This window comes from Halorussus salilacus, assembly GCF_024138125.1.
GTDB classification, from domain to species: Archaea; Halobacteriota; Halobacteria; order Halobacteriales; family Haladaptataceae; genus Halorussus; species Halorussus salilacus.
The window spans coordinates 1,581,169-1,596,578 of sequence record NZ_CP099993.1 but is presented as its reverse complement, the minus strand read 5'-3'; the positions used below and the strand labels follow the sequence as shown (position 1 = coordinate 1,596,578).

At 67.3% G+C, this 15,410-nt stretch carries 17 protein-coding genes and 1 tRNA gene; 7 read left to right on the top strand and 11 right to left on the bottom strand.

The features are described from left to right. The first annotated feature begins 239 nt into the window (after window positions 1-239). The 5 genes from NGM10_RS08270 (at window position 240) to NGM10_RS08250 (ending at window position 3,168) form a co-directional block, all read left to right on the top strand. Window positions 240-632 (top strand): type II toxin-antitoxin system VapC family toxin, encoded by a 393-nt coding sequence (locus tag NGM10_RS08270; protein WP_256504382.1) that lies wholly within the window; start codon window positions 240-242, stop codon window positions 630-632. A gap of 125 nt (window positions 633-757) precedes the next feature. Beyond that, window positions 758-1,564: a prephenate dehydratase gene (pheA, locus tag NGM10_RS08265; RefSeq protein WP_253477074.1), complete on the top strand. Its 807-nt coding sequence runs from the start codon at window positions 758-760 to the stop codon at window positions 1,562-1,564. A gap of 67 nt (window positions 1,565-1,631) precedes the next feature. Next, window positions 1,632-2,090, top strand: a complete 459-nt coding sequence (locus NGM10_RS08260) for an Hsp20/alpha crystallin family protein (RefSeq protein ID WP_253477071.1) — start codon at window positions 1,632-1,634, stop codon at window positions 2,088-2,090. Window positions 2,091-2,127: 37 nt separating this feature from the next. Further along, window positions 2,128-2,580, top strand: coding sequence for a peroxiredoxin (locus NGM10_RS08255; protein ID WP_253477066.1), 453 nt, complete (start codon window positions 2,128-2,130; stop codon window positions 2,578-2,580). A gap of 111 nt (window positions 2,581-2,691) precedes the next feature. After that, window positions 2,692-3,168 (top strand): hypothetical protein, encoded by a 477-nt coding sequence (locus NGM10_RS08250; protein ID WP_253477063.1) that lies wholly within the window; start codon window positions 2,692-2,694, stop codon window positions 3,166-3,168. A gap of 5 nt (window positions 3,169-3,173) precedes the next feature. Here the strand turns inward: NGM10_RS08250 and NGM10_RS08245 are convergent, their stop codons facing one another. Continuing rightward, entirely contained in the window at window positions 3,174-3,641 is a 468-nt protein-coding gene (locus tag NGM10_RS08245) for a hypothetical protein (RefSeq protein ID WP_253477060.1), read from the bottom strand. 26 nt (window positions 3,642-3,667) lie between these two features. Next, window positions 3,668-6,337 carry a leucine--tRNA ligase gene (gene leuS / locus NGM10_RS08240; RefSeq protein WP_253477058.1) on the bottom strand — a complete coding sequence of 890 codons (2,670 nt, stop codon included), beginning with the start codon at window positions 6,335-6,337 and terminating at the stop codon, window positions 3,668-3,670. A gap of 259 nt (window positions 6,338-6,596) precedes the next feature. On the opposite strand from leuS, the gene NGM10_RS08235 reads away from it, so the two are divergent. Continuing rightward, entirely contained in the window at window positions 6,597-7,877 is a 1,281-nt protein-coding gene (locus NGM10_RS08235; RefSeq protein WP_253477055.1) for a carboxylate--amine ligase, read from the top strand. A gap of 61 nt (window positions 7,878-7,938) precedes the next feature. Here the strand turns inward: NGM10_RS08235 and NGM10_RS08230 are convergent, their stop codons facing one another. After that, a complete protein-coding gene (locus NGM10_RS08230) occupies window positions 7,939-8,514 on the bottom strand; it encodes a hypothetical protein (RefSeq protein WP_253477052.1) in 576 nt (191 codons plus the stop codon). Between NGM10_RS08230 and NGM10_RS08225 the strand changes: the two genes are divergently transcribed. Further along, a complete protein-coding gene (locus tag NGM10_RS08225) occupies window positions 8,513-8,788 on the top strand; it encodes a DUF7535 family protein (RefSeq protein WP_253477049.1) in 276 nt (91 codons plus the stop codon). The two genes, NGM10_RS08230 and NGM10_RS08225, sit on opposite strands and share 2 nt — an antisense overlap. Window positions 8,789-8,906: 118 nt before the next feature. Here NGM10_RS08225 and NGM10_RS08220 read toward each other — a convergent pair whose 3' ends face one another. From NGM10_RS08220 to NGM10_RS08185, 8 genes are all read right to left on the bottom strand, one after another. Continuing rightward, window positions 8,907-9,902 (bottom strand): ornithine cyclodeaminase family protein, encoded by a 996-nt coding sequence (locus tag NGM10_RS08220; protein WP_253477046.1) that lies wholly within the window; start codon window positions 9,900-9,902, stop codon window positions 8,907-8,909. 258 nt (window positions 9,903-10,160) lie between these two features. Beyond that, window positions 10,161-11,798, bottom strand: coding sequence for a thermosome subunit beta (gene thsB, locus NGM10_RS08215; RefSeq protein ID WP_368408617.1), 1,638 nt, complete (start codon window positions 11,796-11,798; stop codon window positions 10,161-10,163). A 292-nt stretch (window positions 11,799-12,090) separates the two neighbouring features. Next, complete coding sequence (locus NGM10_RS08210; RefSeq protein WP_253477043.1) at window positions 12,091-12,369, bottom strand: hypothetical protein; 279 nt, start codon at window positions 12,367-12,369, stop codon at window positions 12,091-12,093. Between the two features lie 441 nt (window positions 12,370-12,810). Further along, window positions 12,811-12,892: transfer RNA gene (locus tag NGM10_RS08205), tRNA-Ser, on the bottom strand. Window positions 12,893-12,919: 27 nt separating this feature from the next. After that, window positions 12,920-13,126: a DUF7981 family protein gene (locus tag NGM10_RS08200; RefSeq protein ID WP_253477040.1), complete on the bottom strand. Its 207-nt coding sequence runs from the start codon at window positions 13,124-13,126 to the stop codon at window positions 12,920-12,922. A gap of 1 nt (window position 13,127) precedes the next feature. Beyond that, window positions 13,128-13,508 (bottom strand): Rid family detoxifying hydrolase, encoded by a 381-nt coding sequence (locus NGM10_RS08195; RefSeq protein WP_253477038.1) that lies wholly within the window; start codon window positions 13,506-13,508, stop codon window positions 13,128-13,130. Between the two features lie 45 nt (window positions 13,509-13,553). Then, on the bottom strand, window positions 13,554-14,765 hold the full coding sequence (gene ilvA, locus NGM10_RS08190; protein WP_253477036.1) for a threonine ammonia-lyase: 1,212 nt from the start codon (window positions 14,763-14,765) through the stop codon (window positions 13,554-13,556). A 263-nt stretch (window positions 14,766-15,028) separates the two neighbouring features. Further along, window positions 15,029-15,316 (bottom strand): gamma-glutamylcyclotransferase family protein, encoded by a 288-nt coding sequence (locus tag NGM10_RS08185; RefSeq protein ID WP_253477034.1) that lies wholly within the window; start codon window positions 15,314-15,316, stop codon window positions 15,029-15,031. Window positions 15,317-15,410 lie beyond the last annotated feature (94 nt).

The window sequence follows — 15,410 nt, the reverse complement described above, 5'->3', positions numbered from 1 at the left end:
GTCGATAGTTACGGGGCAACGGTTATCGTCTTCGACTTTAAAGCGTTAGGTAGTATGGGAACCTCCATCCGCAAGGTCGCCAATTTCGTTCGACCGTCGGAGAGCGAGTCCTCGGACGAGAACTCCGTCTCGTTGTCGGATAACGGCTCACGTTCCCGGCTCGGAGACCGACTTCAGGGCAGACTCGAAGACGTTTCTGTCGACTCTGTTGAGGCGGTTCGTGACATACGCGAACGCGACTGAAGGTCTTCGTCGACACGAACGTCTTTATCGCTTCGTCGGTGGACGAGCCGGGACGCGGAGATTTAGCCACTGAGTTCCTGAATCAGGAGTACGAGTACTGTACGACGATTTTCAACGTCATGGAGTTCCGCACGGTGTTAGCAAAGAAGAAGCGAGTCGAACAGAGTCGTGTAGAGGGTATTCTCGATGACATCTTCGAGTCGGTGGACGTTTACGCCCCGGAACTGGGTGACGTAATCGATGCATACAATCTTCAAGAAGAGACACTCCTCTATCCGATGGACTGCGTGATTCTCGCCATGGCCGAGGGCGAAGACGCGCCGCTAGTGACGTTCGATTCCGAACTGCTGGAAAACGGGGCACGCTCACCGGACGAACTTCTATCATGAGAAGTCGCGCGTGACCGCGGCCTTGCGCCAGCACGACCGGAGTCGAAGCGCAAGCAAGTGATTCCCCCGACGAATTCTGTCACACCCGACGGCCTTTTATCCGCCACGCCGAAACCACCCGACACATGAAGGCAGTCACGCTCGGTCCGGCGGGCACCTACTCCCACCGGGCAGCGGGCGCGGTGGCCGACGACGTGGCGTTCCGCGAGTCGGTCACCGCCATCGTGGAGGCGGTGGCCGACGGCGAGTTCGACCGCGGGGTCGTCCCCATCGAGAACAGCATCGAGGGCAGCGTCACCGAGACGCTCGACGCGCTGACCGACCGCGAGGTCGCCACCGTCAGGGAGATAGTCACGCCCATCCGCCACGCCCTGCTCGCGCGGGGCGAGGAGTTCTCGGTGGTCGCCAGCCACTCGCAGGCGCTCGCGCAGTGCCGGTCGTACCTCGAATCCGAGTACCCCGACGCCGACCTCGAAGCGGTCGCCAGCACCGCCCGCGGCGTCGAGTACGCCCGCGAGAACCCCGACGTGGCGGGCATCGGCCACCCGGACAACGCGGGCGACGACCTGCAGGTCGTCGCCGAGGGCATCCAGGACCGCACCTCGAACGCGACGCGCTTTTTCGTCATCGCGCCCGCCGACCAGCGCTCGGACGCGGGCGGGAAGTCCTCGCTGGTGGTCTACCCCAACGCCAACTACCCCGGACTCCTGCTCGAACTCCTCGAACCGTTCGCCGACCGCGACATCAACCTCACCCGTGTCGAGTCGCGACCGAGCGGCGAGCGACTCGGCGACTACGTCTTCCACGTCGATATCGCGGCGGGCCTCTACGAGGACCGAACGCAGGAGGCCATCGCCGAGGTCGAGGACCTCGCCGAGAACGGCTGGGTCCGGCGGCTGGGGTCGTACGACACCGAGCACGTACTCTACTGAACCGGACTGAATTTTTAAGGTCGAACGCGTCGAACCCTCTCGGGGCGAGAACGCCCGTGGGGGAACTATGGCACGACGACGAAATCCGTTCGAGGAACTCGAAGAGATGATAGACCGAATGAGCAGACAGTTCGAGGAGTCGATGGGTGGGGGCGACTGGCAGAAAGGCCTCCGGGTGGGAAGCGGCATGTCCGTCGACGTGGCCGACCGCGGCGACGAGTACGTGGTCACCGCCGACCTCCCCGGCTTCGACACCGACGACATGGACGTCTCCATCCGCGACGACGTGCTCCGCATCGAAGCCGACCGCGAGGAGGCCACCGAGGAGGGTGACGAGGGCGACGAGGGCGACGAGGGCCGGTACATCCGCCGAGAACGCCGCCACCAGTCGGTCAGTCGTTCGGTGACCCTTCCCGAGGGGGTCGACGAGGGCAACGTCTCCGCGGAGTACCGAAACGGCGTGCTGACCGTGACGCTCCCGAAGATGGTGGAGGGCGACGACTCCCACCACATCGACATCTCGTAACGCAAACGCCTTGGACGCGCGTCGAAAAGGCCCGGGTATGACGCTCGAAACCGGCGACGACGCACCGACGGTCGAGGCACGAAACCAGCGCGACGAGACCGTCGCGCTCGACTTCGCGGAACCGACGGTCGTCTACTTCTATCCGCGCGACGACACGCCCGGATGCACGGTCGAGGCCGAGCAGTTCGACGCCGAAATCGAGTCGTACCGCGACGCCGACGTCGCGGTCTACGGCGTCTCGACCGACGACGTGGCGAGCCACGAGGCGTTCGCGGAGAAGTACGACCTCGATTTCGACCTGCTCGCCGACCCCGACGCCGAGATAGCCGACGCCTTCGGCGTGGACACCGCCCGGGGCGCGGCCGCGCGCACGACCTTCGTCCTCGCCGACGGCGAGGTGCGGGCGGTCTACGACGGCGTCGACCCCGACGGCCACGCCCGCGACGTGCTGGGCGACATGCTCGACGACGGTCTCGTCGCGCTCGACTGACCCCGGATTCCTCGCGCTCGACTGAACCGATATCGGCGTTCGATTCGCGCGGCGTTCGCCGCGCGAACCGAACGCCGATAGGGTTTTTCTCCGGGGGGTCGAGGGTCGGGTATGGCCGACCCGGGCGGCTACGACCCGACGCTCCGCGAGAAACTCCTCGGCGGCCTCCAGTGGTCGATAACCGCCGGGTACGCGTTCCTGATCGGATTCCTGGCCGTCGTGTGGTACCTCTACGCCAACCGGACGCTGGTCTCGCTCGACGCGTCGCGGGCGTTCCCGGTCGTCCTCGTCGCGGCGTTCGTCGCGGGGTACCTCTGGGTCGCGCTTCCCTCGCGGTCGGCGTCGGCGGCCGCCCGCGCCCACGCGCGCCGGGTCGAGGTGACCGTCGTCCTGCTGGTGCTGGGCTTCGCGTTCCCGTTCGGAGCGTCGGTCCTCCGCGAGCGACTGGGTCCGGCGACGACGCCGCTTCCGCTGTTCGAGTTCGGCGTCGCGTACGCGCTGGCGCTCGCCCTGTCGTACGGCCTCGTGTACGGACTCGGGGTGCGGCCCGTCCTCGGTCGCCGCGAGCGTCCCGACCGAGGGGAGTGACGCGCTCAGAGACGCGCCGCGATTTCCGCGGCCGCCTCGTCGGCCCGCGCCCGCCAGTCCTCGGGGCGCTCGCCGCCGCGCTTGGGCGGGTCTATCGGGAGTCGGAGGGGGTGGTACGAGACGCGCGCGCACGACTCGGCGGCGGTCTCGCCCACGAACTCCGCGACCTCGCGCTTCGAGGACACCTGCCCCGAGGCGAGGTCGTAGTAGCCCGAGAACAGTTGGCAGACGACGACCTCCTCGTACTCGTCGAACTCACCCTCGTCGGCGTAGTAGAACAGCTTCGCGGTGTTGTTCGCCGGGTCGGCCCGCCGCCACTCCAGTTCGACCGCGACGAATCGCTCGCGGGTTCGGCCCGTCACGTCCACGGGCGTCCGTCGGACGCGGTACTCGGTCTCCCAGTCGAGCGAGGGCCGTCGCTGTGCGAGAGCGTCCCGGAGTCTGTCGCGAACGGCGTCGGCGAACGCGCCCACGAGCTGGCCGACTCGCGGGGGTCACTTCAATCCTCGTGGACGTGGATCGCGGGACGACCGGGTTCGGCCTTGCTCGCGAGGTCGTCGTCGGCCTCCTCGGCGGCGAGGACGCCGACCGGCGCGTCGAACTCCGACTCGATTAGCCACGCGGCCCGATTCAGGGTCGCGCGCTCGCGGTCGGGTTCGAACGCGTCGGGGAGCGCGGGGGCCTCGGCGGCGAGGTCCTTCGCGTAGTCGGCGGCGGCCTCGCCGCGCCCGCGGAGGTCCTCGTCGCTCATCACCGCGCCGACCACGTCGCCGTCGGCGTCGCGGGCGATTTCGAGCGCGTCGTACATCCACTCGGGGGCGGTCACCACGTCGATGCCGGTCGGGTCCTCGATGCCCGCGACCTCCACGATGTCCCGAACGTCCTCGCGGGTCCGCTCGACCAGTCGGGTCTCTCGCTCGTGGTCGCTCACGTCGCGGTCGGGCGTCGGCCACGCCGACTCGGCGACGAAGCCCTCGCCGCCCAGCGCCTCCCAGCACTCCTCGCAGACGTGGGGCGCGATGGGCGCGAGGAGCTTCACGGCGGCCTCGACCCCTCGCGCGACGACGCCGGAATCGGCGTCGTCGCGGTCTCGGTACCGGACCAGCAGCGACACCATCTCGTCGACCGCCTGGACCGCCATGTTGAACTCCATCTCCTCGAAGCGGTCGGTGGCGGCGTCGACAGTGGCGGCGATTTCGCGGGCGACGTACTCGGCGGCCGGGTCTGCCGTCGAGTCGGGGTCCTCGTGCGAGGACCCCGACTCGACCGCGCGGGCCATCCCGAGCAGGCGTTCGAGGAACGCGTTGGACGACCGGACGCCCTCCTCGCTCCACGGGAAGTCCTTGTCGGGGCGGGCCGCCCGCAGGACGAACAGGCGCGCGGTGTCGGCCCCGTACTCCTCGACGATGCGCTCGGGCGAGACGCCGTTGTCCCGGGACTTGGACATCTTCGCGCCGTCCTCGCCGAGCACCATCCCCTGGGTGGTGAGCGCCTCGAACGGTTCGCGGTGGTCGAGCATGTCGAGGTCAGCGAACGCCTTCGTGACGAACCGCGAGTACAGCAGGTGCATCACGGCGTGTTCGACGCCGCCGACGTACTCGTCGACCGGCATCCAGTCGTTGGCTCGCTCCACGTCGAAGGGGGCGTCCTCCAGGTCCGGCGAGGTGAACCGCAGGAAGTACCACGACGAGTCGACGAAGGTGTCCATCGTGTCGGTCTCTCGGACGGCCGGGCCGCCACACTCGGGACACTCCGTGTGCTTCCACTCCTCGGCGGCGTCGAGGGGGTTGCCCGTGGTGTGGACGAACTCGGGGAGTTCGACCGGGAGGTCCTCGTCGGGGACCGAAACGGGGCCGCACTCCTCGCAGTGGACGACCGGGATGGGCGTCCCCCAGTAGCGCTGGCGGGAGACGCCCCAGTCGCGCAGCTGGTACTGGACCGCCGACTCCGCACCCTCGACGTCGGCGGTGAGTTCCTCGCGGGCCGCCTCGCTCGTCAGGCCGTCGTACTCGCCGGAGTCGACGAGGACGCCGTCCTCGGTGTAGGGGGCCTCCTGCACGTCGACTTCCTCGTCGGCCTCGTCGTCCTCGGGCGCGATCACCTGCCGGATGGGCAGGTCGTGGTCCTCGGCGAACGCGTGGTCGCGCTCGTCGTGGCCGGGCACCGCCATCAGCGCGCCGGTGCCGATGTCCGAGAGGACGAAGTCGGCGACGAACACCGGCAGGTCCTCGCCCGTGACGGGGTTGCGGGCGGTCATGTCGGTCGCGACGCCCTGCGGTTCGTCGCCCTCGGGGTCGGCGACGTGGTCGACGAAGTGGGCCACCTCGTCGTCGCGCTCGGCCGCGGCCTCCGCCAGCGGGTGGTCGGGCGCGAGCGCGAAGAACGTCGCGCCGTGGATGGTGTCGATGCGGGTGGTGAACGCCCGGACCGTCTCGGTCCCCTCGGGGGTGTCGAGGTCGAAGGGCACCTCTGCCCCCTCGGTCCTGCCGATCCAGTTGCGTTGCATGTCCCGGACGTTGGTCGGCCAGCCGTCCAGGTCGTCGATGGCGTCGAGGAGTTCGTCGGCGTACTCGGTGGTCTTGAAGAACCACTGGTCGAGGTCGCGCTCCTCGACGGGGGTGTCACACCGCCAGCAGAGTTCGGCCTCGCCCTCGACCTGCTCGTCGGCCAGCACCGTCTCGCAGGAGGGACACCAGTTGACGGTGGCGGCCTGCCGTTCGACCAGCCCCGCCTCGCGGAACCGGTTGAATATCCACTGGTTCCACCGGTAGTAGTCGGGGTCGCAGGTGGTCACCTCGCGGTCCCAGTCGTAGCCGAAGCCCAGCGACTCGAACTGCTCGCGCATCTGCTCGATGCAGCGCTCGGTCCACTCGCGGGGGTTGGTGTCGCGCTCCTCGGCGGCGTTCTCGGCCGGAAGTCCGAACGAGTCCCACCCCATCGGGTGGAGGACCTCCTCGCCGCCCATCCGCCGGTATCGCGCGAACGCGTCGGTGATGGCGTAGTTCCGGACGTGACCCATGTGGAGCTGGCCCGAGGTGTACGGGAACATCGCCAGCACGTACTCGGGGTCCTCGGCGTCGTCGGGCACCCGGAACACGTCGGCGTCGTCCCACTGGCTCTGCCAGCGTCGCTCTATCTGCTCGTGGTCGAACCCTTCTTGTCGTCCCATGCGTAGCTCGTGGGCGATGGTAGGGAACCGAGCGGCAAAGGTCTTTCAATATGCCAGTTTGGCAGTTCGCGGCCCGCGCGGTCGGCCGCCCGCGCGGAGTCCTCCGCGAGCGCCCACTCGAACCGACCGGAGTCGCCCCGGTAGACACCGTTTGACGTGGCGTTCGCGGGAGTAGGTGGTCCTTTCTCCCCCGACTTCGCGTTGCCTTCCGCGCGTAGGTGGCCTATAACAAAGATAACACATATTCAATCCGGTGGTAATGGGGACGAGTCGAGACCACGACACCAGCGTCGTCGTGCCCGCTATCGACGTGGCGAGTAGCACGGCCTGCCTTCGGTCACTCGGCCGGAGCGGGATTCGGACCATCGCTGTTTCGGAACTCGACGACCCGCCGGGGTTCCGCTCGAAGTACGCCGACGAGACCGTTTCGACGCCCGACCCGTGCGAGGACATCTCGGCGTACGCCGAGGCGTTGCTGTCGCTCGCGAAGCGCGAGGACGTGCTGACGATAGTCCCGCTCCGGGAGACCGACGTGTTCGCGCTGGCCAAACGCCGGGGGGCGTTCGAAGCCCACGTCGAGACGCCGTGGCCCGACCTCGACACGCTCCGGGGCGCGCAGGACCGAATCGAACTCTTCGAGGCCGCCGCCGAGGCGGGCGTCTCCGCGCCCGAGACCGCGAGCTTCGACGACTGGACCGACTGGGACGTGGAGGTCGTGGTCAAACCGCGGTACACGCTCCCCACGCCCGAATACGTCGGCAAGGAGGCCGCGTCGGCGTTCCCCCAGCGTTCGACCACCTACGTCGAACCCGGCCGAACGCCCGACCGCGACGAACTGGTCGCCGAGATGGGCCACGTCCCACTCGTTCAGGAGTACGTGCCCGACACCAGCGAGTACGGCTTCTTCGCGCTCTACGACGAGGGCGAGGCGGTCGCGACCTTCCAGCACCGCCAGCGCAGGGGCTACAAGTACTGCGGCGGCCCGAGCGCGTACCGCGAGTCGGTCGATATCCCCGAACTCGACGCGGCGGGACGGGCGCTGCTCGACGAACTCGACTGGCACGGCCTCGCGATGGTCGAGTTCCTCCGGAATCCCGAGACCGGCGCGTTTGAACTCATGGAGGTCAACCCCCGGTTCTGGTCGTCGCTCCCGTTCACGGTGCAGGCGGGCGTCGACTTCCCGGACCTCTACCGGTCGATGGCCGAGGGCGACCTGCCCGACGACCCGCCCGAGTACGAGGTCGGCATCGCGGGCCACCTCCTCCGGGGCGAACTCCTCCACCTCCACAGCATCCTGTTCGAGGACTACCCGCTGGTCGAGCGACCGTCGTTCGCCGAGACCGCCTCCGAGGTTCTCGGCTCCGTCGCCGACTCCCCCCGGTTCGACTACCTCTCGGCCGACGACCCCGGTCCGTTCGTCCGCGACTTCGAGAGGGTCGTCGAGGACGCGCTGGGTACCGGGAGCTTCCCGCGAATCCGAGCGCCTCGGCGCGCGAGTTCGCCGACGGCGGCACTCGGGCAACTGTTCTCGCGGGGGTGAGGCGGCCTCCGGTCCCGTAGCACGCTCCGAGAGCGACCGGACCGAACCGTCTCTGCTCTCTTCACACCACTTTCCCGTGTACTTCGAGGCCGTCCTCCTCGATGTACACATGCAGTCCCCTGTGGTCGCTCTCGGCGTCACCCTCCCACGCGTGCTCCCAGGGGTCGAACCCCGACACGTCGAGGGTTACCTGCGCCTCGTGGGACATCTGTTCCACGTCGGGGTACACCTTCGTGTACTCCGCGTCGTCGGCTTTCGGTTCGAGTTCGAAGTCGTCCGTGAACGACTCGACCGTCCCGTCGGTCGGCGAGACCTCCAGCTCGACCGCTCTCGGGTCGTCCGTCCAGTTCGACACGAGCAAGTCGTCGACAGAGTACTCGGTCGTCGTCTGAGACGCCTGTTCCGAACTCGTCCCGGCGGTCCCGTTCGTGGTAGCCGTCGCGTCGTCGTCAGTGTCTGTTCCCCAGCCGGAGAGACAGCCACCGAGTCCGGCTCCGATCAGGAGCGAACTCCACGACAGGATTTCCCGTCTCCGTTTCACTCCGTGTGAATCCCCGGGGCGCGGGCAAATATCTTGTCCCGCCAACAGTATCCGCGCACGAACCCTTATCCGCTCGCTCGTCGAGATGGCTTCCATGAGCAAGGGGGCTTCCGAAGCGAGCCAAGCGTCGAACGACGGGACGGTACCCGAACCCGCGAAGAAGGTCCTGCGGACCGTCACGCCGCCCTACCGCGGGCGGCCGGACGCCGAGATGACGCTCGTCGGGACCGCGTACGCTCTGGGGCTGGTCGTCCTGCTGATTCCGCTCCTGCCGTTCATCGTCATCGTCTGGGTCATCTCGAAGCTCACGGGCAGGGTCGCCCGCAAAGCGCCGACCGACCGACTCCCCGGCGGGGGGTCCTCGCGGTAGGGGTCGGGTCTTTGCGGTAGGGGTCGGGTCTTTGCGGGAGGGTTCGGCGTGGTTGGAGGCACCGTCTCGGGCGACGCGGGAGGCGTCCGGCGGACGCCTCCCGCGGTCGGTCCGGGCGCTACTGTACGTCCGAACCGATGAGGTCGAAGGGGTAGCCGTTGTCGTTCTCGTCGGCGTGCTCGTAGACGACGTGGGCCGCGGCCACGTCCTGAATCGCGAGACCGGTGGAGTCGAAGACCGTGATGCCGTCGTCGTCGGTCCGGCCCGCGAGGTCGCCGACCACGATGTCGCCCACGTCGCCGTAGATGTCCTCGTCGGTCAGGACGCCCTCGTGGTAGGGGACGTTGATCTCGCCCGAGTGGGTGGTCTGGGCGTGGTCGTCGATGACCAGTTTGGCGTCGAGCAGGATGTCGTCGGCGAGTTCGTGCTTGCCCTCGGCGTCGGCACCCATGGCGTTAATGTGGGTGTGCTCGCCCACGGCGTCGCGGGAGACGATGGGCTCTTCGACCGGGGTGACCGTCGAGAGCACGTCGCAGGAGGCGGCCTCCTCGATGGAGCCGGGTCGCACGTCGAACTCGCCCTCGAAGTAGTCGATGAAGTCGGCGACGGCCTCCTCGTCGAGGTCGCTGACCACGACCTCCTCGATGGGCCGGACCTCCGAGATGGCCTCCAACTGAGTGTACGACTGGACGCCCGCGCCGACGATGCCCAGCGAGGTGGCGTCCTCGACTGCGAGGTGGTCGGTCGCGACCGCCGCGGCCGCGCCGGTCCGCTTCATCGTGAGTTCGGTGCCGTCCATGATGGCCAGCGGGAAGGCCGTCTCGGGGTCGCTGTACACCATCGTCCCCATCACGGTCGGCAGGTCGAAGTTGTCGGGGTTGTCGGGGTGGACGTTGACCCACTTGATACCGGCGGCGTCCCAGTCGTCGGCTTCGAGGTAGGCGGGCATCGAGCGGAAGTCGCCGTTGTACTGGGGCAGGTCGATGTAGGACTTCGCGGGCATCTGGGCGTCACCGAGCGCGTACGCGGCGAACGCGTCCTCGACCGCCCGAATGACCTCCTCCATCTGGGTGTTCTCGTCTACGGCGTCCTGGTTCAGCAGGAGTGTGTCCATGTTCGAGGGATTCGGCCCGTCCCACTATAAATTACCTAAACGGTCTCTCGACCGCGAACTTTTAGCACGTCCGTTCGAGCGAGAACGCTGAAGAAACAGGAACTTCAAAACGGATAGGCGATTCGCAGTTCGGCCGCAGTGGCGGTGCGCGGAGCGCACCGCCTTACGACTGAAGGGGGTGGCGACGAACTTTGGTCGAGCTTTTACCAGCGAGGAAATTCGCCGGAGGCGAATTTCCGAGTGCAGTAACCGGCCGTCTTACATCATGCCGCCCATGCCGCCGCCCATGCCGCCCGCGCCGGGTGCGCCGCCCTCGTCGTCGCCCTTGTCGGTCGACAGGTCACCGGCCGAGATGATGTCGTCGATTTTGAGCACGAGGTTCGCGGCCTCGGTGGCGCTGGAGACGGCCTGCTCCTTCGAGTGGGCGGGCTCGACGACGCCCGCGTCGAAGGTGTCCTCGACCTCGCCGCTGTACACGTCGAGGCCAGCGCGCTCCTCGTCGGACTCGTGGGCCGCGCGGAGGTCCACGAGGGTGTCGATGGAGTCGAGTCCCGCGTTCTCCGCGAGCACGCGCGGGACGAGTTCGAGCGAGTCGGCGAACGCCTCGACCGCGAGCTGCTCGCGGCCCGAGACCGAGTCGGCGTAGTCGCGGAGGCGACGCGCGACCTCGACCTCGATGGCACCGCCGCCCGCGACCACGCGGCCGTCCGAGACGGTCTGGGCGACCACGTCGAGCGCGTCGGTGACGCCGCGTTCGAGCTCGTCGACGACGTGGTCGGTCGAGCCGCGCAGGAGGAGGGTCACGCCGTGGCTGTCGTCGCCCTCGACGTAGAACAGCTCGTCGCCCTCGTCGCGGGTCACGTCGCCGTGACCGAGGTCGTCGCTACTGGCGCTGTCGAGGTCCGAGACGACGTTCGCGCCGAGGACCTCCTTGAGGAAGGCGACGTCGCTCTTCTTGACCCGGCGGACCGCGAGGATGCCCTCCTTCGCGAGGTAGTGCTGGGCCATGTCGTCGATGCCCTTCTGACAGAAGACCACGTCGGCACCGGTCTCGACGATCTGGTCGACCTTCTCGCGGAGCTGGGCCTCCTCCTGGTCGAGGAAGCTCTGGAGCTGGTCGGGGTTCTCGATGTTGACGCTGGTGTCGACGTCGGTCTCCTCGATCTCGATGGCCTCGTTGAGCAGGAGGACGTCGGCGTCCTCGACGCTCGTGGGCATGTTGTCGTGGACGGGGTCCTTGCTGATGACCGCGCCTTCGAGGAGTTCGGACTCGCCAGACGAGCGGCCCGTCTGGGTCTCGGTCTTGATGAATTCGAGGTCGACCGTCCCCTCGACGGTGACCTGCTGGACCGCGCGGACGATGATGTCGCTGAGAACTTCCTTGTTGAGTTCAGCGCCCTTGCCGGTCATCGAGGTCTCGGCGACCTTCCGGAGGAGCTCCTCGTCGTCGGTGTCGACATCCTCGGCGACGTTGTCGATCTCCTCGCGGGCCTTCTCGCTGGCGAGGTGGAAGCCCTTGATGATGGCGGTCGGGTGGATGTCCTGTTCGAGGAGGTCCTCGGCGTTCTTGAGGAGTTCGCCGGTGACAGCGACGGCCGTCGTGGTGCCGTCGCCCGCCTCGTCTTCCTGGGTCTCGGCGACCTCGATTATCATCTCGGCCGTCGGGTTGTCGATGTCCATCTCCTTGAGGATGGTGACGCCGTCGTTCGTGATGGTGACGTCGCCCATCGAGTCGACGAGCATCTTGTCCATCCCCTTGGGCCCCAGCGTGGAGCGCACCGCGTCGGCGACCGCGCGGGCCGCGGTGATGTTGTGCTCTTGGGCGTCCTTGTCCTTGACGCGCTGGGACTCGTCGGACATTACGATCATCGGCTGGCCTTGCATTCGCTGACTCATGGTTCAGACGAAGATATGATTGTGCTTCTATATAAAAGTTTGCTTTTAGGGTGTGGCATACCGCGGGTATCGATCCCACGCCACCTCCCGGAATCACGAGGGAGAAACGTGACATCCGCGGATTGACTGTGAACGGTTCGCATGGAGAGGCCGCCGGACGGATGCGGTCGTGACGGTGGTTTATATGACTCGCGTCCCGCGGATTTCCGCCCCGTTCGGCCTCACCGCCGCCGAACACTGGCGCGACGGAATCGGTGAAAATACGCGCCGGGTAGCCGTCCCGCCTTCCCGCCTAGCAGTCCCCGCCGCAACAGCACGTACAACCCGGGGGACAGTCGTCACAGCACTCGTAACACCCGCAGGTGTCGGCGGTCCCGACTTCGCCGTCGTACTCTTCTATCGTGAGGACTTCACCGGACGCCGTCTTGACGAACCGGGCGTCTTCGAGGGCCAGCGTCCGGTCCGCGTCGTTGAACGAGACCTGCCGGTCTCCGGTCTTCCCGGCCGCGGTTCCGGTCATCGCGAGCGTTGCGCCAGCACCGAGACTCTTGAGGAGTTTTCGTCGGTTCATGACTGCAGTCGTATAAAGTTACTAACTACACACATATTTATTTTCTAGTCTCTATTATGTGACCTAATCTTCTGCGATACACCGGGTGGGGGTCGAAGCCACCGGCGGGCAAGATTCGAATACATCGTGCGGGCGCGGGACCGACGGGCGATTCCTTCGCCCTCGGTTCCGTGACTTCCACCCCGCGAGCGACGCGTCGCTCGCGGGGTGGAAGTCGAAGAAACGCCGGGACTGGGAGTGAGCAGACCGGCGGTCTGCGAACGCCGAAAGGCGCTCGCGTCTTTCGGAATTTGAACCCGGAGCAAGACGGTCCGGGCATGTGGCGCTTCGCGCCATTCCGGGCGTACGACTGACAGGGCTTCAAATCCACTCCGATGGGTTTCTCCGACCTCCGTTTGTTCGCGCCGCTACGCGTCGCTCACAGCGTAGCGGTCGAAGAAACGCCGGGACTGGGATTTGAACCCAGAACCCCGTAAGGGGACACGCTTTCCAGGCGTGCGCTTTGCCATTCGGCCATCCCGGCCCGTCCGAACGTAGTCGCGTCCCGCGTTTAAGTCCTTCCTTTCGTCTCGAACACCACCGGTTCCGCGACGTACGAGACGCCCGTCGCGCCGACGCCGACCGCGAGCGCGACCCCGCCCTTCACGCCGAGCGCGTAGCGGTACCCCGACCAGAGTTCGTACCCCTGCAAGAGGACGAGGAAGGCCAGAAGCCCGACGACGCCCCACAGGAGGCTGGATTTCGTGCGCGGATTCACGTCACTCGCCGGTCGCGATGGCCTCGATCTCGACGCCGACGCCCTTCGGGAGGTTGGCGACCTCGACTGCGCTCCGGGCGGGCGGGTTGTCCTGGAAGTACTCCTTGTACGCGGCGTTCATCCCGTCGAAGTCCTCGATGTCGTCGAGGAAGACCGTGACCTTCAGCACGTCCTGCATGGTCAGGCCCTCCTCTTCGAGGATGGCCTTGACGTTTTCGAGGCTCTGGCGGGTCTGGACCTCGATCTCCTCGTCGTCGAGCAGGTCCCCCTCGGGCGTCATCGGAATCTGGCCCGCGGTGAACACGAGGTCGCCGTTGGTGGTCGCCTGACTGTAGGCCCCGACCGCCGCGGGGGCTTCGTTCGTGCTGATAACTCGCTTCATACCGACCACTTCTCGCGCTGTGACTTAAACGTGGGTGAGTGCGCCCTACGCGATGACCTCCACGTCGAAGCCCTCCTCGCGTAGCGCCGCGAGCAGTTCCGCGACGTGGTCGGTTCCCCGCGTTTCGAGGTCCAGCTCGACTTCCGCGGCGTTCATCGCGATGTCCCGCGAGGTGCGGTCGTGCTGGATGCCGTAGATGTTCGCCTGCTGGCCCGAGATGACGTCGAGCAGGTCGTCGAGCGCGCCGGGCCGGTCCTTGAGCACGGTCCGTATCTTGACGTACCGGCCGGTCTCGACCAGCCCGCGCATGATGACCGTCGTGAGGGTGTTCATGTCGACGTTCCCGCCCGAGAGGATGGGGACGATGGTCTCGCCGTCCTCGTAGTCGATGCCCCCCGACAGCAGCGCCGCCAGCGGGACCGCGCCAGCGCCCTCGACGAGGGTCTTCGCGCGTTCGAGCAGGTGGGTGACCGCGACGGCGATCTCGGAGTCCGAGACCGTGACCACCTCGTCGACGCGCTCGTCGATGACCTCGAAGGTTCGCTCGCCGACGCTCCGGGTCGCGATGCCGTCTGCGATGGTGTCGACCGCGTCGAGGGCGTGGACCTCGCCCTTCTCCAGCGAGGCGGCGACGCTCGACGCGCCCTCGGCCTGAACGCCAACGACCCGCGCGTCGGGCTTCTGGGCCTTGACGGCGGTGGCGACGCCCGCGATGAGTCCCCCGCCGCCGATGGGAACGACCACCGTGTCGAGGTCGGGGAGGTCCTCGAGTATCTCCAGTCCGATGGTCCCCTGTCCGGCCATCACCATGTCGTCGTCGAAGGCGTGGACGTAGGTCCGGCCCTCCTCGGCTTCGAGTTCGTGGGCCTTCTCGGCGGCCTCGTCGTAGTCGTCGCCGTGGAGGACGACCGTCGCGCCGTAACTTCGCGTCGCCTTTATCTTCGATATTGGAGCGTTCTCGGGCATCACGATCTTCGAGTCCACTCCGCTCTTGGTCGCCGCCAGCGCGACCCCCTGCGCGTGGTTGCCCGCGCTGGCGGTCACCACTCCCGCCGACTTCTCCTCCTCGGAGAGCGTCGCGATGCGGTTGGTCGCACCCCGTATCTTGAACGACCCGGTGCGCTGGAAGGTCTCCAGTTTCAGGTGAACCTCGGCGCCGGTCATGTCCGAGAAGGTGTGGCTGTAGTCCAGCGGCGTCCGCCGGGCGGTCTCCTCGACCCGGACGCGGGCGTCGAGAACGTCGGCGAGTTCTAACATGGCGGAGCCTACTCGACGGGCGTCTTTACGCTTTTCTAACCCGAAGACGCGTCGGTACGGATACACCCCGCTCTCGGGCGGGCGGTTCCAAGGGGGGAATGTGAGGAAGTGGCGCGAAGCGTGTGACGCGCACTCGGAGAGTGTCACGCGTGGGACTTAAACCCCCGGTGGACGGACTGAAAGTGAAAGTGCAAGACGGCGGCGGGGTGATGCGACCGTCAGACGGGCGGCGCACGCGGCGTCTGACGCGGGCGTGACAGGTGTCATTCACGGCCGCGCGGTCGAACGACGACCTCGCGCTCGCCGACGAACGCCCGGACTCGCCCGGCGAAGGGTCCGTTCCCGGGCCACTCGGCCTCGGCGTCCAGCGCCTCCACGTCGGGCGTGCGGAGGATGCGGCCGCGGACCGACCCGCCCGGCGCGAGCGTGGGGTACTCGCCCTCGACCCTGTGGAGGCCGTCGAGGACCGCGTCGCCGCGAAACTCGAACGCCGAGACCACTCGCGCGACCCGCTCGGGGTCGGTGAGCGTGCCGTAGACGAACGCGTCCATACCGCCGTCTCGGACCGGCGCGCAGTTGGTCTTTCGGGAAGTCGAACCGGCCGCGACTCCGCCGAACGGGCAAACGCTCCGGATATCCCTACAC